The sequence below is a fragment of the Candidatus Frankia nodulisporulans genome (assembly GCF_902806475.1).
In the GTDB taxonomy this organism is placed as follows: domain Bacteria; phylum Actinomycetota; class Actinomycetes; order Frankiales; family Frankiaceae; genus Frankia; species Frankia umida.
Map to the genome: position 1 here is coordinate 12,538 of NZ_CADCWS010000008.1, position 17,542 is coordinate 30,079.

Sequence of the window (17,542 nt, forward strand, 5' to 3'; positions counted from 1 at the left end):
TGGGTCGATGGAAGCACAGAAGCCGACCCGAAGCCGACCCGGTGCCCACAGTCACCCACCATCGCTGACGATCCGGCTCGCGCGGGAGCGATCACCGCCTGCGGCCAGGAACGCTACCGCCCTGCTCACGGGGCTGACCCCGAGCGGACTTTCTCTTCTAGGGGACCCTCGATGGTAGAGTTGACGTGTTTTCCCGCAGTCCGCCGTAGTGTAATAGGCAGCACAGGAGATTTTGGTTCTCTTAGTCCACGTTCGAGTCGTGGCGGCGGAGCACTACCAGTAATACCATTCACAAGAATTCATCGAAAGCACCGTGGCTGGCCGGTCACCCCGGGCCGCCGTTTCCGGGGCCGTGGTGGCGTCGGTGCCGCCCCGGTGGCAGCCGGCTGATCGCGTCGGCGGTGTGCCCGCCCTGCCGGGAGACACGGGGTGGGCGCGGTACTGTGTCGGCGTCGCCCCATCGTTGTGTCGACCGAGGATTCGGGGGAATCGTGTGACACCACCACGACCGGCAGCCGTAGTCGTTCTGGCGGCAGGTGAGGGTCGGCGGATGCGTTCGTCGCTGCCCAAGGTCCTGCACCCCCTGGCCGGTCGCACCCTGCTCGAACACGTCCTGCACGCCACGGTCACGCTGGACCCGACGCACACCGCGATCGTGGTCGGGCATGGCCGCGAGCAGGTCACGGCGATGCTCGCCGAGCGGGCGCCGAAGGCCGTCACCGCCGTACAGGAGCGCCAGCTCGGCACCGGGCACGCCGTCCGGGTCGCGCTGGACGCGCTGAGCACCCCCGCGCAGGGCCCGTCGGCGGGGCTCGCGGCGGCGGTGGGGCTCACCGGTGACGACACCATCGTGGTGCTGCCGGGCGACACCCCGCTGCTCACCTCGGCCACGCTGAGCGCGCTGGTCGACCAGCACCACCGTGGCCAGGCCGCGGCGAGCGTGCTGACCGCGGTACTCGAGGACGCCACCGGTTACGGCCGGGTCGTGCGTGCCAGCGGCGGCGACGTGCGGGCGATCGTCGAGCAGCGTGACGCCGACGCCGCCACCGCGGCCATCCGGGAGATCAACACCGGGGTCTACGTCTTCCAGGCCGGCCCGCTGCGTTCCGCGCTCAGCCGCCTGACCACGCAGAACGCCCAGGGCGAGGAGTACCTGACCGACGTCATCGGCCTGCTCGTCAGCGACGGCGCGGTGGTCACGGCGCTGGCGGTGGCCGACCCGGCGGAGGCGGCCGGGGTCAACGACCGGGTGCAGCTGGCGGCCGCCGGACGGGCGCTGCGCGATCGTCTGGTCGACGCGGCGATGCGCGGTGGCACCACCGTCATCGACCCGCAGACCACCTGGATCGACGCGGACGTCACCCTCGAACCCGACACCACCATCGCCCCGCACACCTTCCTGCACGGTCACACCCGCATCGCCAGCGGCGCCGTCGTCGGCCCGGAGTGCACGCTCATCGACACGGTCGTGGGCGCCGGTGCGACGGTCGTACGCACGACGGCGGAGCGCTCCGAGATCGGCGCGGGCGCCACCGTCGGCCCCTACAGCCATCTGCGCGGCGGTACCCGACTCGGCCGCGAGGGCAAGATCGGCTCGTTCGTCGAGACCAAGTCCGCCCACCTCGGGGACGCCACCAAGGTCCCCCACCTGGCCTACGTCGGCGACGCGGTCGTCGGCGACCGCAGCAACATCGGCTGCACCACCGTGTTCGTCAACTACGACGGCGTCACCAAGCACCGCACGGTCATCGGCTCGGACGTGCGGATCGGCAGCGACACGATGATCGTCGCACCGGTGACCATTGGTGACGGCGCCTACACGGGTGCGGGTTCGGTGATCCGCGAGGACGTCCCCCCCGGCGCCCTGGCCATCCGCGAGGGCCAGCAGCGCAACATCGAGAACTGGGTGGCCCGCCGCCGCCCCGGCACACCCGCCGACCAGGCCGCCACCGCGGCCCGTGCCGGTACCGGTACCGACGGTGGCGACGGCGGCGCGGTCGGCGGCGGCCAGGGTGACGTGACGCACAACCAGCCGGAGACGGCCGGCATCACTGGCGTTCCGGGGACTGAAAGCAGAACGTAGAAGCGATCGTCCCAACGCTACGACCAGCGGAGGGAGTCCTGACGCCCGATTCGTCCCCAGGATGTTCGGGGCCTGCGCACGTCCCAGTCGTCCGGCGCGCCCGAGGAGAACGTGGTGGCCTACCAGACCGAGAACCGGCGCAACCTGATGCTCTTCGCGGGACGATCGCACCCGGATCTGGCGGCGGAGGTGGCTGCCGAACTTGATGTGACGCCGGTGCCGACGAACGCCTACGAGTTCGCCAGTGGCGAGATCTTCGTCCGGTTCTCCGAATCGGTCCGCGGCTGCGACGCGTTCGTCCTGCAGTGCCACACGGCACCGGTGAACACCTGGCTGATGGAACAGCTGATCATGGTGGACGCCCTCAAGCGCGCGAGCGCGAAACGGATCACCGTGGTCGCGCCGTTCTACCCGTACGCCCGCCAGGACAAGAAGCACCGCGGCCGGGAGCCGATCTCCGCCCGGCTGGTGGCCGACCTGTTCAAGACCGCCGGCGCCCACCGGCTGATGTCCGTCGACCTGCACACCGCGCAGATCCAGGGTTTCTTCGACGGCCCCGTCGACCATCTCTTCGCGTTGCCGCTGCTGGCCGACTACATCGAGAACAAGCTCGACACCTCCGAGGTCACGGTGGTCGCGCCCGACTCGGGGCGGGTACGGGTCGCCGAGCGCTGGACCGACCGGCTCGGCTGCCCACTGGCGATCATCCACAAGCGTCGCGACCCGGACGTCCCGAACCAGGTCAAGATGTTCGACGTGGTCGGTGAGGTCCGCGGCCGTACCTGCGTCATCGTCGACGACATGATCGACACCGCCGGCACGATCACCAAGGCCGCCGAGTCGCTGCGGGCGCACGGGGCGTCGAACGTCATCGCCGCCGCCACGCACGGGGTGCTGTCCGGCCCGGCCGCCGACCGACTGAAGAACTCCGAGATCAGCGAGGTCGTCCTCACCAACACGCTGCCCCTGAGCAGCGAGGCCCGCATCGACAAGATCACCGAGCTGTCGATCGCACCGCTGCTCGCCGCGGCGATCAAGGCGGTCTCCGAGGACGGCTCGGTCACCGGTCTGTTCGGCGGGGACGCCTGAGCCAGGTTCCGCCGCCTCCTCCGTAGACTTCCCTGCCATGGCAGCGGAACAGCCGAAGGTGTCGCTCACCGGTATCAAACCGACCGGTGAGCCCCATCTCGGGAACTACATCGGCGCGATCCGGCCGTCGCTGGAACTCACCGAGACCTACGAGTCGATCTACTTCATCGCCGACTATCACGCCCTGACCTCGATTCGTGATGGGGCGGAGCTGGCTCGGTACACCCGCTCGGTGGCGGCGACCTGGATCACGCTCGGTCTGGACCCGGCGAAGACGATCTTCTACCGGCAGTCCGACGTCCCGGAGATCTTCGAGCTGTCCTGGGTGCTGTCCTGTGTCACCGCGAAGGGCCTGATGAACCGGGCCCACGCCTACAAGGCCGCCCGCGACCGCAATGTCGAGAACGGCGTGAAGGACCTCGACGCCGGCATCAACATGGGGCTGTTCAACTATCCCGTGCTGATGGCGGTCGACATTCTCATCATGAACACCGATGTCGTGCCGGTCGGTCTGGACCAGTCGCAGCACGTCGAGTACACCGCCGACATCGCCGGCACCTTCAACCATCTGTACGGCGGGGACTTCACCCTGACGGTGCCCACGGGCATCTACCCGGCGGGCGTGTCGGCGAAGTCACTGCCTGGCACGGATGGTCGCAAGATGAGCAAGTCCTACCGGAACACCATTCCGCTGTTCGCCCCCGAGAAGCAGCTCCGGAAGCTGGTGCGCGGGATCGTCAGTGACAGCACCCCCGTCGACGAGCCCAAGGATCCGGACACCTCCGCCGCCTTCGCCCTGTACGAGAACTTCGCCGCCGCCGAGGCGGTCAAGGACATGCGCGCCCGGCTGGAGGCCGGCGGCACCGGCTGGGGCGAACTGAAGAACACCCTGTTCGAAACGCTCAACGACTGGCTGTCGCCGTTGCGCGAACGCTACGACGCGCTGGTGGCCCCCGGCAGCGAACTCGACGCCATCCTCGCCGACGGCGCCGAACGCGCCCGGGAGCGGGCCCGTCCCGTGCTCGCCGGTGTCCGCCACGCGGTCGGCATCACCACCGGCTGACCCGCGGCACCTGCTGACCCACCGCCGGCCCCGGCCGGCTCAGGTCGCCGCGGCGGCCTCGCGGCGGGCCAGGGCCAGCCGGCAGTAGGCGTGGACGTCGAGGGTCTCACCGCGGGCACCTGGATCGACGCCGGCGGCCTCGGCCAGCGCGGTGGCCCTCGCCGGTGAGCCGGCCCAGCCGGCGAGGGCGGTGCGCAGGGTCTTGCGGCGCTGGGCGAAGGCCGCGTCGACGGCGGCGAACACCTCCGCGCGCAGGTCCGGCGGGCCCGGCGGCACATCCCGGCGGGTGAAGGCGACCAGGCCGGAGTCGACGTTCGGCTGCGGCCAGAACACCGGCCGCGGCACCCCGCCCGCCCCGCGGCTGTGCGCGTACCAGGCGAGTTTCACACTCGGCGCGCCGTACACCCGGCCGCCCGGGGTGGCGGTGAGCCGGTCGGCGACCTCCGCCTGCACCATCACCAGCCCCCGCCCCAGCGACGGAAACCGCTCGAGCAGCCCGAGCAGCAGCGGAACCGCGATGTTGTAGGGCAGGTTGGCCGCCAGCACCGTGGGCGGCCCCGCCGCCAGATCGGTGGGCAGGTCCGCCGGGACGACCCGCAGCCCGTCCGCCAGCACCACCCGCAGCTGTGCGCAGGCCTCCGCCGGCAGCCGAGCGGCCGCCGTCGCCGGCAACGCACCCGCCAGCACCGGATCCACCTCGACGGCGACCACCGCCCCCCGCGGCCCCGCCGGCTCGGCCCGGCCCGCCGCGTCGGACGGTTCCGCGGAACCGGACAGCAGCGCCGAACCGGCCGGTCGCGTGGCACCGGGACGCTCGGCGGCGACGGCGCTGACCAGGCCCAACGTGAGCGAGCCGAGGCCGGGGCCGATCTCCAGGACGCAGTCGCCGGGGCTGACCCCGGCCAGCCGGACCAGCCGACGCACGGTGTTCGGATCGACCAGGAAGTTCTGCCCGCGGCGCTTGGTCGGATGCACGTCCAGCGCCTGCGCCAGCGCCCGCAGATCCGCCGGGGCGAGCAACCCCTGCAGCGGCGGCGCGGCCGAGGCCGAGGATGCCGAAGACGCCGAAGACGCCGAGGACGCGGACGGCGGTGGCGAACCGGTGCCCGGCGCGGCGGTGCCTACCAGGGCCCGAACACCCGCTCGGCGTTGGCCGCGATCGCGGCTCCCAGTTCGGCGACGCCGACTCCGCGGGTCGCGGCCAGCACGCGCAGCGTCAGCGGGATGAGGTACGGCCCGCCGGGACGGCCCCGCCACGGCACGGGCGTCAGGTAGGGGGCGTCCGTCTCGACGAGCAGCAGGTCGGCCGGGGCGACCTGAGCGGCCTCCCGCAGGTTCGCCGCGTTCTTGAACGTCACGTTCCCGGCGAACGACATCACGTAGCCGGCGTCGGCGCAGACCTTCGCCATGGCCGCGTCGCCGGAGAAGGCGTGGAAGACGACCGTCTCCGGCGCACCCTCCTCGGCGAGGATGCGCAGCGTGTCCTCGTGGGCCTCGCGGTCGTGGATCATCAGCGCGCGGCCGGTCTCCTTGGCGATCGCGATGTGCCGGCGAAAGCTCTCCTGCTGGCGGGCGTGGCCTTCCGGCGGGGTACGGAAGTAGTCCAGGCCGGTCTCCCCCACCGCCCGAACCTTGTCCTTGCGGGCTAGCTCGGTGACAGCGAGATACGTCTGTTCGCTCACGCCCCGGGACGCCTCGTTGGGATGGATCGCCACCGCGGCGTAGACCTGCGGGTTGGCCTCGGCGACCTCAACCTGCCAGCGGCTCGTCGCCAGATCCACCCCGACGGTGACCGCGCGGGTCACGCCGACGGCGGTGGCGGCGGCGAGCGCGGCCTCGACCTCGCCGTCCATAAGGTCGAGATGGCAGTGACTATCGACCACCGCGACGGGCAGCGGGTCGGGCGACGGCGGCGGATCACCGGTACGACCGGAGCTTCGGGTCAGCTCACCCACCACCTTCCGCCTGACGTGTCGTGACCTGGCACCCTGATGCCCATGGCCGTGCTGGCGGACGACGCGGGGCCGTGCGATCGCCGGGCCGTCCACGCGATGTCAGGAAATTCTACGGGGAGCTTGCGGCGTCCCGCGGCCCGGCCCAATCGGGCATGGGACGCTTATCGGGTGAACCACTGCAAGGATTCCCTTCGATGACGACACCGCTGACCGTCGCGCTCGTGACTCCCCTGACCGGTCCGAATGCCGCCCAGGGTCTCGCCGGGCTGCGCGGTGTCACCCTCTGGGCCCGGGACGAACGTCTGCCCGCCCCCTGGGACGAGGTGAGTCTCACCGCCTACGACGCCCATCCTGAGCCGGCGGCGGCGATGCGGGCGGCCGCCGCGGCCCATCCCGATGCCCTGCTCGGGCCGTACGGCAACCGTGCGGCCCTGGCCGCCTACGGGGCCGACCGACCGGGTGGTGTTCAACACGGGCGCGCCGTCCACCCGGTTCGTCCGGCAGGCGTTCCCCAACGTGGTCAACATCGCCGCGGCCACCTCGACCTGGCCGCGCGGCGTCCTGTCGCTGGTGCGCGCGAACGACCGGCGGGCACGCAAGGTGGTGCTGCTCGCCTCGGGTGACAACGCTGTCGAGATCATCTCGTTGACCCGGGCGGCGGCCGCGGCCCAGGCCTTCGAGGTCACCTCGCACGTCTTCCCGCCCGGACGCGCCACGCTGGCGGCCAGCCGGCTGCCCCCCTGCGACATCCTGATCGTGCACGCGGCCCCCGACGACGAACTGGCCGCGGCGAACATCCTGCTGCGCCGGCCGTGGCGGGCGGCGGCGTTCTCCACCGCGGTCAGCGCGCAGGCCACCGCCAGCCTCGGCGACCTGCGCGAACGCCTGCTCGCGCCGGGCAGTTGGCTACCGGAGAGCACCCGGGCGACCTCGACCGGCCCGACCGCCCGCGAGTTCACCGCCGACTACACCGAACTCCACGGCGTCGCACCGACCGAGACCGCCGCCTGGGCGTACGTCAGCGGTCTGATCCTCGGCCGGGCGATCCGCTTCTGCGGTGGCATCCAGGACACGTCCGTGCTGGCCGCGGCCCGCGGCATCGACACGACCACCCTGCTCGGACGGTTCCGCCTGGACGAGGCGACCGGCCTTCAGGTGGGCCATCAGATCCCGATCGTGCAGTGGCAGGACGGCATCTCCCACACGGTGTGGCCGCGCGACGCCGCCCGGGCGACCTTCGCCCACCCCCGTCTGATCACCCGCTCCCCCGCCATCGCCCCGCGTCCCGTCACCCGCTGACCCGCTGACCGGCGGCACCGCGCGCCGCGGTGGTGGTGGTGGTGGTCCGGCGCGGCGTTACGGCGAGTGACGCGTCTGGAGGGTGTGAATGGTGGTTGGCTCGGCCCAACCGACGCGAGGACGGGAGGCGTCATGGTGTCCCCACCATCCGACGACGCGCCGCCCGCCGCTCCCCCGGCGGTGCGGGGACGGCGGCGACGGCTCGTGCTGGCGGGTGTGGCGGGTGTGCTGGCGATCGGGTTCACGCTGGCGACGGTGCGCCTGTTCGTCCTGCCGCACCGGGACGCACCCGCGAGGGCGGACGCGATCGTCATGTTCGCCGGCAGCACCGGCCGGATCGAACGCGCCGTCGCCCTGGCCCGGGCGGGCTACGCACCGGTGCTCGTCGTCTCCACGCCGACGGCGGACGACCCGTGCCCCCGCGGGCTGACCGAGGTCGAGGTGATCTGCTTCGCGCCCGTACCGCTCACCACCAGGGGTGAGTCACGCTGGCTGGCCGCCGCCGCGGCCCAGCGGGGCTGGCGTTCCGTCCTGGTGATCACCGCGACCACGCAGACCACCCGGGCGCGGCTGCGCCTCGATCGCTGCTACCACGGCGAGGCCCGGATGATCAGCGTCCCGCCGCCCCGTGGCATGTGGCCCTACATGATCGCCTACGAGTGGGCCGCGATGGGCAAGGCGCTTGTGCTGCAGCGCGGCTGCTGACCGGACGGCCCGTCCCGATCAGCGGCCCGGCCGGGCGGGGCGGGCCGGGCGGCGATCTCGGCGGCGTAGACGTCGTTGCGGGACAGCCCGTAGTCGGCCGCGACGGCCCGTCGGGCCTCCTTGCGCGACATCCCGGTCGCCGCCCGCCGCTCCACGTCCGCCGCCAGCACCTCGGCCCGCACCGTCTCCACCTGCCCCGGCGGCGTCTCCCCCTCGACGACGTCAGCCCCGAGGTCGCCAGACCCGAGGTCCGCCCCGACGCCAGCCATGGCAGCGATGGCGGCCCCGGCAGCGGCGTCCGTCCTGGCAGCGGCGTCCGCCGTCGGGGTGGCTGTGTCCGTCCCAGCGGTGCCGCCGGCGTCGGTGGCGTCCGGGCCGGGTCGGTGGGCGGTGCCGGCAGGGGCGGGCAGCGTCACATCGGCGGGCACCGTCACATCGGCGGGGGGGCCGGTGAGGATCGTGGGGGGTGGTCGGCGGGGGGCGCCGGCGAGGACGAGGGTAAACTCGCCGCGGATGACCCGGCCATCGGTGGCCCAGGTGAGCAGGTGGGCCAGATCGCCGCGGACGATCTCCTGATGGGTCTTGGTCAGTTCCCGGCACAGCACGGCGGCCCGCTGCGGCCCGAAGGCGGCCGCGAGGTCGCGCAGTCCGGCCTCGAGCCGGTGCGGGCTGTCCAGGAACACCATCGTGCGGGATTCGGTCCGCAGTTCCCGCAGCCGGGTCCGCCGGTCGGCGCCGCGGCGCGGCAGGAAGCCCTCGAACGTCCAGCGGTCGGATGGCAGGCCGCTGACCGCGAGCGCCGCCGTCACCGCGGACGGGCCGGGCACGACGGTCACCGTCATCCCGGCGGCCGCGGCCGCGGCGACCACCCGGAAGCCCGGATCGGACACCGCCGGCATCCCGGCATCGGTGACCAGCGCGACGGTGTCACCCCGGCGCAGATGCTCGGTCAGCTGGGCCGCACGGGCGCCTTCCACCGCGTCGTAGCAGGACACGATGCGTCCTGTGATGGTCACGCCGAGCCCGGCCGCCAGACGCAGCACCCGGCGGGTGTCCTCGGCCGCGATCACATCCGCTGTGGCCAGGATCTCGCCCAGACGGGGGCTCGCGTCCCGCACATCACCGATGGGTGCACCACAGAGCACCAGGGTCCCGGACACCCGACCAGTGTCGCAGGCGGTAGGATCTACCCTGATCGGTGTGACGGTGACAACGGCCCCCGTGCCCCGGAGTGTGAGCGGACGCGTGAAGGGCACGTCGTCGTCCGCCGTGGGCGGTTCGAGTGCCCACGGCCGGCCACCCGCACCGATCCTGCGTGACCGGCTGTGCCCGCCGATGCCGGGTAACCCGCTGGGCGGCTGGCTGGCCACCCTCTCGGTCGCGGTGCTCGCCGGCATCCTGCGGTTCTGGAACCTCACCCAGCCCCGCGGCGTCTACTTCGACGAGGTCTACTACACCAAGGACGCCGCCGGTCTACTCAAGGCCGGCTACGAGATCGACTCGAACTCGTGTGCCGGCCCGGCGTTCGTCGTCCATCCACCGTTCGGCAAGTGGCTGATGGCGGCGTCCGAGGGGCTGTTCGGCTACACCAGTTGCGACGGGACGCCGCACGGCAGTCCCGAACTCGGCTGGCGGTTCTCGGCGGCGTTGTTCGGCACCCTGGCGGTGCTGGTGCTGGCCCGTGCGGCCCGTCGGATGTTCCGTTCCACCCTGCTGGGCTGTTTCGCCGGCCTGCTGCTGGCGATGGACGGCCTGGAGTTCGTGCAGAGCCGCATCGGCATCCTCGACATCTTCCTGATGACCGGCATCGTGGTGGCGCTGGCCTGCCTGCTGGCCGACCGGGACCACGGACGGGGCAGACTCGCCGACCGGCTCACCGCCGCCGCGCTGGCCACCGCCCTCGCACCCACATCGGCCACCTCGGCCACCTCCGACGCGGCCGCGATATCGGCGGTGCCCGAGGCGGCCACGTCCCAGGGGCTCGACGCCGGGGCGCCGGTGGCTGCCGCCGGGGCCGGGCCGCCGGTGGACGACCGGCGGGCGCAGCTGGGCGAGCTGTACGGCCCGCGGCTGGGCATCCGGCCGTGGCGGCTGGCGGCCGGGGCGGCGCTGGGCCTGTCGATGGGCGTCAAGTGGAGCGCGCTGTACTCGATCGTGGGGCTGTCCGCGCTGGCGCTGGCCTGGGATATCGGTGCCCGGCGCACGGGTGGTGCGCGCCGGCCCGTCCTCGGGGCGCTGCGGCGGGACCTGCCCGGCTGGCTCGCCGGCTTCGTCGCCCTCCCGATCGTGGTCTTCCTCGCCACCTGGACCGGCTGGTTCGTCACCGACGGCGGGTACTACCGCCACTTCTACGGCAACGGTTTCGTCGATGCCTGGCGTGGCTGGTGGAAGTACCAGATGGCGGTGCTGCACTTCCACGAGGGCCTGCACCAGGGCCACGCCTCCGCGTCGCACCCCATGAGCTGGCTGGTGATGGGCCGGCCGGTGGCGTACTACTGGTCGGCTCCCGCCTACGGGAAGTCCGGCTGCCACGACCCGTCGGGCTGTTCCCGCGAGGTGCTGGCGCTGGGCAACCCGGCCATCTGGTGGGTCGGGGTCGCGGGCCTGCTCGCGGTGCTGGCCTGGTGGATCACCCGGCGCGACTGGCGGGCCGCGCTGGTGCTGGTCGGGTTCGGCTCGGCGTTCCTGCCCTGGCTGCTGTTCCCCGCCCGGACGATGTTCTTCTTCTACGCCCTGCCGTGCCTGCCGTTCCTGGTTCTCGGCCTCACCGGCCTCGCTGGCCTGGCACTGGGCCCACGCGGCGCCTCCGACACGCGACGCCTCGTCGGCGCGCTGTCGGTCGGGCTCTACACGATCGTGGTGGTGCTGCTGTTCGCGTACTTCTATCCGATCCTCGCGGCCCAGGTGATCCCGTACTCCTCCTGGCGCGCGCGCATGTGGTTTCCCGGCTGGATCTGACCGCCGCACAGCACATCCACATCCATCGTGGATGTGTCTTGTCTCACATGTCGCGACTCGCACGCGATGTGCACACCACACGCATCCATCCAGTCGCGTGTGGCGATATGGTGGTCGGGTCGACGCCGTTCTCGCACTCTCGATGACCATTTAGTCGCGAAACGCGACATTCCCCGGGCTTCGAGGCCATGACCGCCGCCCTGGATGGAGGGGCCGTCGCACACGGCATGGGCACCATCGGGGATGGTGAGTCGGTCATCATGCCCACGTCCACACGGCGGGTCGGACCCGCGCGTGGATCTCCCTGCGACCTCCGCTCACCGGAGCCGGAGCCGGGGGCAAGAACCTGGAGGAAACAGACCATGGCGGATGTCTCGGTACGCTTCGCGATGACCGACGACAGCGAGATCGTCCTGAACCTGTCGCTGACACAGGCGATCCGGCTCACCGAGGCGATCGCGTCCAAGGTCAGCCAGGCGATGACCGAGCAGCCGCGGGCCGGCATGAACGGCAACGCCTACGGCCCCGGCGTGTGTCCCGGCCCTTACTCCACCTCCTGACAGACGCCGCGGCGTCCCCGGCCGCGTCCCGCTCAGCCGCGGTCGGCGGGGCCGCCGGTGAGCTGGGCGATCAGGGCGCGTAGGAGATCGAGATCGCGGCGGCGACGCTCGGCGGCGGCCGCGGCCGCGGTGGCCTCGTCGGCCGGCCGTCCGGAGCCGACGGCGGGCGCGGGGGTGAGGGCGGCACGGACCCGGCGCAGCTTGTCGCGCAGCGAGTCCAGGGCGACGGGGGGCAGCAGGCCGTCGCGCAGGACGAGGACGACGTGACCGCCGTGCTGGACGACGTCCACCGGCTCGGCCATCGGCACCGTGACGACCCGGACGCCGACGGCTGCCTCCTGGTCGTAGACGAGGCAGAGCTGGGCCTCGTCGAGGACCTCGGCGCTGCCGTCGTCCCACAGGACCGTCGCGCGGGCGCTGATCAGTGGTGCCGCCGCGGGAGACACCTCCACCCGCACGGAACCGGTCTGGTCGTTCGGCGCGCGGCGACCGGCGGGGTGAACAGCGAGCACGGTGCCGCGGCGGGACCAGATACCGCCGCCGAGGTCGTCGATCGGGAAGACCCGGTCCCCACGAGCGAACATCACCAGTGCGGCGGGACCGTCCTCGGCGGTCTGGAGGTGGGCGCCCATGGCGTGATCGTAGGTGCCCCACCAAAGGGGGCGCGCGGCCAGACCCCACGGGAGTGGGCAACGTGATCGGCCTCGATACCGGGAGCCACCCGTGGGCGTGGTCGGCACCACATCCCTGACCAGCCCGCTGACCATGGACGACGGGCAAATCCACGGTGGCGACGCGGCTGGCGTTACCGCGGGTTCACATTGTCGCCGGGGGCGACGCCAGGGTTTACCGACGGGCGTGGGCGAGGGTGCGATGGACGGGTTACCGTCGCGTGGTTGCCCCGAACGCCCCACCTCCAACACAGCCAGGCTCGGCGCCCGGCTACAGCGCTCGTCCCCCTCACGCCTCGCGGAGTCCCTGAATGGCCCACACCGACTATCCGCCCATCGAGGAGCACGCGGTCATCGGTGACCTGCGCACCGTGGCGCTGGTCGCCACGGACGGCACGATCGACTGGTACTGCCCGCAGCGTTTCGATGCGCCGTCGGTCTTCGCGAGCCTGCTCGACGCCGACCGCGGCGGGTCCTTCCGCATTCACTGCCCGCAGTCACGGGCGAAGCAGCTGTATCTGCCCGACTCGAACGTGCTGATGACCCGTTTTCTCGCACCGCGCGCGGTGGGCGAGGTCGTCGACTTCATGGTGCCGATGGACAGCGACGTCACCGAGACGCCGCACGTCATCGTCCGCCAGGCTCGGGCGGTGCGCGGGACGGCGTCGTTCCGGCTGCGCTGCGACCCGCGGTTCGACTACGGCCGGGCGGCCCACACGGTGACTCTGGTTCCCGGTTCGGGGGCGGTGTTCGCGTCCACCACGGGGACGCTGGTGCTGCGCACGTCACTGCCGCTGCGCATCGACGGTACGGCCGTGCACGCCGATTTCGACCTGGCCATGGGCGAGACCGCGGACATCATCCTGGAATGGAACGCCTCCATCCGGCCGCTGGCCATCGGCGAGGCCGACGCGCTGTTCAACCGGACGTTGAAGTACTGGCAGTCGTGGATTCGCCGGGGGCGTTACCACGGCCGCTGGCGGGAGATGGTGCTGCGCAGCGCGCTGGTGCTCAAACTGCTCGTCTACCGGCCGACGGGGGCGCTGGTGGCTGCGCCGACGACGTCGCTGCCGGAGGAACTCGGTGGCGTGCGCAACTGGGACTACCGCTACACCTGGATCCGCGACGCCGCGTTCACCACCTACGCGCTCATGGCACTCGGTTTCACCGACGAGTCGGCCGCGTTCATGGACTGGCTGGAGCAGCGCTGCCACGAGGCCCCGAAGGAATCCGGGCTCTACGTGCTGTACAGCGTGGACGGCAACGCCCACCTGGACGAGATCGTGCTGGACCATCTGGCGGGTTACCGCGACTCGAAACCGGTGCGGATCGGCAACGCCGCCGCCGAGCAGTTGCAGCTCGACATCTACGGCGAGCTCATGGACTCGGTGTACCTGTACAACAAGCGGGTGCCGATCTCGTTCGGGCTGTGGGAGGCGCTGGGCCGTCAGCTCGACTGGCTCGCGAAACACTGGGACTCACCCGATGAGGGCATCTGGGAGACCCGCGGCGGACGGCAGCGTTTCACCTATTCGGCGCTGATGACCTGGGTGGCGTTCGAACGGGCGTGCCGTATCTCGCGTCAGCGCGGGCTGCCCGGGCCGACCAACGACTGGAAGGAACTCGCCGGCCAGGCGTACCGGTTCGTCCAGAACGAGGCCTGGAATCCGACTCGTGGCGCCTACATGGAGTTCCCCGGTTCGCCGCGGCTGGACGCGTCGCTGCTGTGCATGCCGCTGGTGAAGTTCTCCGGGCCGACCGACCCGCGGTTCCTGTCCACCCTCGACCGGTTCGGCGAGGACCTGGTCAGCGACAGCCTGGTCCGCCGCTACGCCGCCGACGGCAGCGACGGGCTGACCGGCGACGAGGGCACCTTCAACCTCTGCTCGTTCTGGTACGTGGAGGCGCTGACCCGCGCCGGACGGGTGGACGACGCCCGGCTGGTCTTCGAGAAGATGCTCACCTACGCCAACCACGTCGGCCTCTACCCCGAGGAGATCGGCCCGTCCGGGGAGGCACTGGGCAACTTCCCGCAGGCCTTCACCCATCTGGCGCTGATCAGCGCCGCGATCAACCTCGACCGCGCGCTGGGCTGACCGCCGCCCCAGGCAGGATGGGAGCCGGCGCGGTGACAGGTCTGGCACCGCGCCCGGCGCCGGGCCTGGCACCACGCCCGGCGCCGCGTCCCGCACCGGTCGCGAGCACGACAGGACCACATCGGCGCATCCGACGTCCACAGACGGGTCGGTGCGACGAGGATAGGGCGATGGCCGGCAGGTGACCGCAATCGGCCAGGTGGACGGGGACCAGGCAGGGACGCGGACGGGGGCTGGCCGGGAATCCGGCGGGCCGCGGCAGGACGGCTGGCACGTGGCGAGGATCGCCGCGCGGCGTGGACGTGGGGACGAGAGGCGAGTCATGGCGGGTCTGGACCATTTCCGGGTGGTCGTCGAGTCCGGGCGCACCGAGAGGACCGGAGTGGTCGTGCGACTGCCCGGGGCGCTGGTCGTCGCCCGGGTCGACCAACCCGAGACCGCGGAGATCACCACCCGGTTGCTGGGGCTGTGCGCCGAGGTGGCCGCCGAGGTCGGCACGTCCGAGGCCACGATGGGCAGGCGCCTGGTGCGCCGGGTCGCCGGGGTCCTGGCCGACGCCGACCCCGAGCGGGTACCCGACTTCAGCCTGCTGACCACCGTCAACGACCGGGTCGCGGCACTCGTGCACGGCGCGATGGACGTCGTGGTCAGTGGCCCGTCCGGGCTGACCCTTTCGGGGGTCGACTCGGCCACCTGGGTCGACCGGCTGCTGCCCGCCGACTGCCAGCGCATCGACGTGGCGCCGACCGGTCTGGTCGACACGCGCGCCGGGGATGCCGGCGGCCTCGACTTTCCGCTGGACCTGCGCCTGGGCACGGTGGCGGGGGTCGGGGTGAGCCTGCTGCTCAGCGACGCACCGGCGATACCGATCTCCAAGTCGTCGGCGGACCGCATGCTCGCCGCCTTCGACCCGTCCCAGGATCCGAAGACCGGCGCCGCCCCCATTCCCGCCTCCGGCGCCCGCGTCCCCGACCCGTCGCTGACCACACCGCCGGCGCTGGCCCCCCTGCTCAGCCAGGAGGAGGAAGCCCACCGTCGGCGCGCCGCCGCCGAGCCCACCCAGGCCGCCGACCTCGACGAACTCGATGAACTCGATGAACTCGATGAACTCGACCCGGACCCGGCGACCGAACTCGCCGGCCGGGACCTCTACGGCGAGGCGCTGGGCCGCTCCGGTCACGACCCCAGCCCCAACGGCCAGCTCGGCGCCGACCACGGCGCCGCCTACGGCCACGACGCTGGCGGCTCCGCCTACGGCCACGACGGCGGCGCTCCCGGCTACCGCCATGACGGTGGCGGCCAGGGCTTCGGCCATGACGCCGGCGGCTCCGGTTTCGGCCCTGGACCCGGCGGGTCCAGGTACGGCCCGGGCGGCGGGGCCATGGGGCAGCAGGAGCCGCTTACCGACGACCTCACCGATGACGAGCACGACGCGCTCACCCAGCTTCCCGGGCAGACCTTCACCGTCTCGGACCTCATCGAGGACGACGAGGCGCCCACGATGCTGCCGAACAGCTCCAAGCCCCAGGTCGAGGGCGTGCTGTGCCCGAACGGCCACTTCAACCATCCACAGTCGCCGTACTGCGTCGAGTGCGGGCAGTCGCTGGCCCAGCAGGCCGGGCACACCGTGTGGGGTCCACGCCCACCGATCGGCATCCTCGTCTTCGACGACGGGATGACGCTGCCCGTCGACATAAATCTGGTCATCGGCCGTCAGCCGGACCGCGACGACGCCGTGCGCGCCGGTACCGCCCGGGCTCTGCCCGTCGAGGACGGCGAGAGCGCGATCTCCCGCGTCCACGCCATCATCACGCTCACCGGCTGGGACGCGGTGATCACCGACCAGGGATCGGCGAACGGTACCTACATCGCGCCCCCGGAGGCGACCGTCTGGACCCCCCTGAACCCCCATCAGGCGGCCCCGCTGACCCCCGGCACCCGTGTCCAGGTCGGCAAGCGCACCTTCGTGTTCAACTCCAACCTGCACCCCTGACCGTCCGGCGGGCCGCCTCGAACCGGGCGGTGGGCGGGGGTGGCGCGCAAAAGGTCGGCACCTACGTCAGACTTGACGAACGATGAGCGATACAGACCCGCGCGCCGGGGTCGGTCTGCCCGCCCCGGCCGCCACCGTAGAGGCACGCACCGGCGACCCCGGCGTCGACGACCGCGGCGCCACCAGCGGCACCGATCCCCGCCCCAGCTCCGGTCAGAACACTCCCACCGCACCGGATGCCGACGACCGTGAATCCGACGGCCGTGAATCCGACGGCCATACCGGTGAAGGCCATGCCGGTGAAGGCCGGGACGATGACGGTCGTGCCGGCGACGGCCGGCGTCGGCACGGGCGGTCGGCGTTGTGGTGGACGCCGCTGGTGCTCGTCGTGGTCGCGGCGCTGCTCGCCGCGGGCGCCGCGATCGGCGGCCTGATCGACCGGTCCCCGGGGGAGAACTCGGTGGATGTCGGGTTCGCCCGGGACATGTCCGAACATCATTCCCAGGCCGTCCAGATGGCGATGATCGAGTTCAGTCGTGGCGCCGACGCGACCAGCCGCAGCGTGGCGCAGGACATCGCGCTCACCCAGCAACGCGAGATCGGTGTCATGTCCACCTGGCTGTCCGGCTGGGGCCGCACCCAGTCCAATACCGGCGCCGCGATGCGCTGGATGGGCGCCACCTCGACCGACGGCTCGTCCACCCACGGCATGGCCGGCATGAACGGCTCCGGCTCCGGCTCCGCTGACGACAGCGCACGGATGCCGGGGATGGCGACGCCGGCGCAACTGCGCCAACTCGCCACCCTGCGCGGGCGCGACCTTGACGTGCTGTTCCTCACCCTGATGATCCATCATCATCGTGGCGGGCTCGCGATGGCGCAGTACGCCTCCCGGCACGGCGAGCAGGACCGCACCCGCGGCGTGGCCCGGGCGATGGTGCTCAACCAGTCCGTCGAGATCGACCAGATGCAGCAGGACCTCGTCCGCCTCGGCGCACCCCGAGCCTGACCCGTGCCGTGTTCGGGCGTCCCGCACACCACCCGGACACCGATTCTGACTACTCGAGGTT

General features: G+C 72.0%; 15 protein-coding genes. 11 read left to right on the forward strand and 4 right to left on the reverse strand.

The genetic code is table 11. The features are described from left to right. Window positions 1-550 precede the first annotated feature (550 nt). From glmU to G6R24_RS01985, 3 genes are all read left to right on the forward strand, one after another. A complete protein-coding gene (gene glmU / locus G6R24_RS01975; protein WP_244957122.1) occupies window positions 551-2,083 on the forward strand; it encodes a bifunctional UDP-N-acetylglucosamine diphosphorylase/glucosamine-1-phosphate N-acetyltransferase GlmU in 1,533 nt (510 codons plus the stop codon). A gap of 114 nt (window positions 2,084-2,197) precedes the next feature. Then, a complete protein-coding gene (locus G6R24_RS01980) occupies window positions 2,198-3,172 on the forward strand; it encodes a ribose-phosphate diphosphokinase (RefSeq protein WP_163547452.1) in 975 nt (324 codons plus the stop codon). Between the two features lie 37 nt (window positions 3,173-3,209). After that, the gene (locus tag G6R24_RS01985; RefSeq protein WP_163547453.1) at window positions 3,210-4,235 is read left to right on the forward strand and encodes a tryptophan--tRNA ligase; all 1,026 of its coding nucleotides are present in this window, start codon (window positions 3,210-3,212) and stop codon (window positions 4,233-4,235) included. A gap of 39 nt (window positions 4,236-4,274) precedes the next feature. On the opposite strand, the gene G6R24_RS01990 is transcribed toward G6R24_RS01985, so the two are convergent. Both G6R24_RS01990 and G6R24_RS01995 read right to left on the reverse strand, forming a co-directional pair. Next, complete coding sequence (locus G6R24_RS01990; protein ID WP_476695799.1) at window positions 4,275-5,159, reverse strand: ribosomal RNA small subunit methyltransferase A; 885 nt, start codon at window positions 5,157-5,159, stop codon at window positions 4,275-4,277. 197 nt (window positions 5,160-5,356) lie between these two features. Further along, window positions 5,357-6,181 (reverse strand): TatD family hydrolase, encoded by an 825-nt coding sequence (locus G6R24_RS01995; RefSeq protein ID WP_163547478.1) that lies wholly within the window; start codon window positions 6,179-6,181, stop codon window positions 5,357-5,359. 203 nt (window positions 6,182-6,384) lie between these two features. Here G6R24_RS01995 and G6R24_RS23565 point away from each other — a divergent pair, with 203 nt between their 5' ends. The 3 genes from G6R24_RS23565 to G6R24_RS02005 all read left to right on the forward strand — a co-directional run bounded on the left by G6R24_RS23565 (window position 6,385) and on the right by G6R24_RS02005 (window position 8,194). Continuing rightward, complete coding sequence (locus G6R24_RS23565) at window positions 6,385-6,813, forward strand: hypothetical protein (RefSeq protein WP_338083880.1); 429 nt, start codon at window positions 6,385-6,387, stop codon at window positions 6,811-6,813. After that, a complete protein-coding gene (locus G6R24_RS02000) occupies window positions 6,707-7,489 on the forward strand; it encodes a type 1 periplasmic-binding domain-containing protein (protein ID WP_338083881.1) in 783 nt (260 codons plus the stop codon). The genes G6R24_RS23565 and G6R24_RS02000 overlap by 107 nt, the downstream gene beginning before the upstream one ends. Before the next feature lie 132 nt (window positions 7,490-7,621). Next, window positions 7,622-8,194 (forward strand): YdcF family protein, encoded by a 573-nt coding sequence (locus G6R24_RS02005; RefSeq protein ID WP_163547455.1) that lies wholly within the window; start codon window positions 7,622-7,624, stop codon window positions 8,192-8,194. On the opposite strand, the gene rsmI is transcribed toward G6R24_RS02005, so the two are convergent. Beyond that, window positions 8,143-9,354 carry a 16S rRNA (cytidine(1402)-2'-O)-methyltransferase gene (gene rsmI, locus G6R24_RS02010; RefSeq protein ID WP_163547456.1) on the reverse strand — a complete coding sequence of 404 codons (1,212 nt, stop codon included), beginning with the start codon at window positions 9,352-9,354 and terminating at the stop codon, window positions 8,143-8,145. The two genes, G6R24_RS02005 and rsmI, sit on opposite strands and share 52 nt — an antisense overlap. A gap of 175 nt (window positions 9,355-9,529) precedes the next feature. Here rsmI and G6R24_RS02015 point away from each other — a divergent pair, with 175 nt between their 5' ends. Next, window positions 9,530-11,152 carry a dolichyl-phosphate-mannose--protein mannosyltransferase gene (locus G6R24_RS02015; protein ID WP_225438025.1) on the forward strand — a complete coding sequence of 541 codons (1,623 nt, stop codon included), beginning with the start codon at window positions 9,530-9,532 and terminating at the stop codon, window positions 11,150-11,152. Window positions 11,153-11,514: 362 nt separating this feature from the next. Beyond that, a complete protein-coding gene (locus G6R24_RS02020; RefSeq protein WP_163547458.1) occupies window positions 11,515-11,712 on the forward strand; it encodes a hypothetical protein in 198 nt (65 codons plus the stop codon). A gap of 32 nt (window positions 11,713-11,744) precedes the next feature. Here the strand turns inward: G6R24_RS02020 and G6R24_RS02025 are convergent, their stop codons facing one another. Further along, entirely contained in the window at window positions 11,745-12,344 is a 600-nt protein-coding gene (locus tag G6R24_RS02025; protein ID WP_163547459.1) for a hypothetical protein, read from the reverse strand. Between the two features lie 350 nt (window positions 12,345-12,694). Here G6R24_RS02025 and G6R24_RS02030 point away from each other — a divergent pair, with 350 nt between their 5' ends. The 3 genes from G6R24_RS02030 to G6R24_RS02040 all read left to right on the forward strand — a co-directional run bounded on the left by G6R24_RS02030 (window position 12,695) and on the right by G6R24_RS02040 (window position 17,481). Beyond that, window positions 12,695-14,479, forward strand: coding sequence for a glycoside hydrolase family 15 protein (locus tag G6R24_RS02030; protein ID WP_163547460.1), 1,785 nt, complete (start codon window positions 12,695-12,697; stop codon window positions 14,477-14,479). A gap of 322 nt (window positions 14,480-14,801) precedes the next feature. Beyond that, window positions 14,802-16,472 (forward strand): FHA domain-containing protein, encoded by a 1,671-nt coding sequence (locus G6R24_RS02035; protein WP_163547461.1) that lies wholly within the window; start codon window positions 14,802-14,804, stop codon window positions 16,470-16,472. Between the two features lie 82 nt (window positions 16,473-16,554). Next, window positions 16,555-17,481, forward strand: a complete 927-nt coding sequence (locus G6R24_RS02040; protein WP_163547462.1) for a DUF305 domain-containing protein — start codon at window positions 16,555-16,557, stop codon at window positions 17,479-17,481. The last annotated feature ends 61 nt before the right edge of the window (window positions 17,482-17,542 follow it).

Coding starts and splice junctions, on each gene's coding strand:
- glmU (WP_244957122.1), top strand. CDS start 551: ATGCGTTCGTCGCTGCCCAAGGTCCTGCACCCCCTGGCCGGTCGCACC.
- G6R24_RS01985 (WP_163547453.1), top strand. CDS start 3,210: ATGGCAGCGGAACAGCCGAAGGTGTCGCTCACCGGTATCAAACCGACC.
- G6R24_RS23565 (WP_338083880.1), top strand. CDS start 6,385: ATGACGACACCGCTGACCGTCGCGCTCGTGACTCCCCTGACCGGTCCG.
- G6R24_RS02005 (WP_163547455.1), top strand. CDS start 7,622: ATGGTGTCCCCACCATCCGACGACGCGCCGCCCGCCGCTCCCCCGGCG.
- G6R24_RS02015 (WP_225438025.1), top strand. CDS start 9,530: ATGCCGGGTAACCCGCTGGGCGGCTGGCTGGCCACCCTCTCGGTCGCG.
- G6R24_RS02020 (WP_163547458.1), top strand. CDS start 11,515: ATGGCGGATGTCTCGGTACGCTTCGCGATGACCGACGACAGCGAGATC.
- G6R24_RS02025 (WP_163547459.1), bottom strand. CDS start 12,344: ATGGGCGCCCACCTCCAGACCGCCGAGGACGGTCCCGCCGCACTGGTG.
- G6R24_RS02030 (WP_163547460.1), top strand. CDS start 12,695: ATGGCCCACACCGACTATCCGCCCATCGAGGAGCACGCGGTCATCGGT.
- G6R24_RS02035 (WP_163547461.1), top strand. CDS start 14,802: ATGGCGGGTCTGGACCATTTCCGGGTGGTCGTCGAGTCCGGGCGCACC.
- G6R24_RS02040 (WP_163547462.1), top strand. CDS start 16,555: ATGAGCGATACAGACCCGCGCGCCGGGGTCGGTCTGCCCGCCCCGGCC.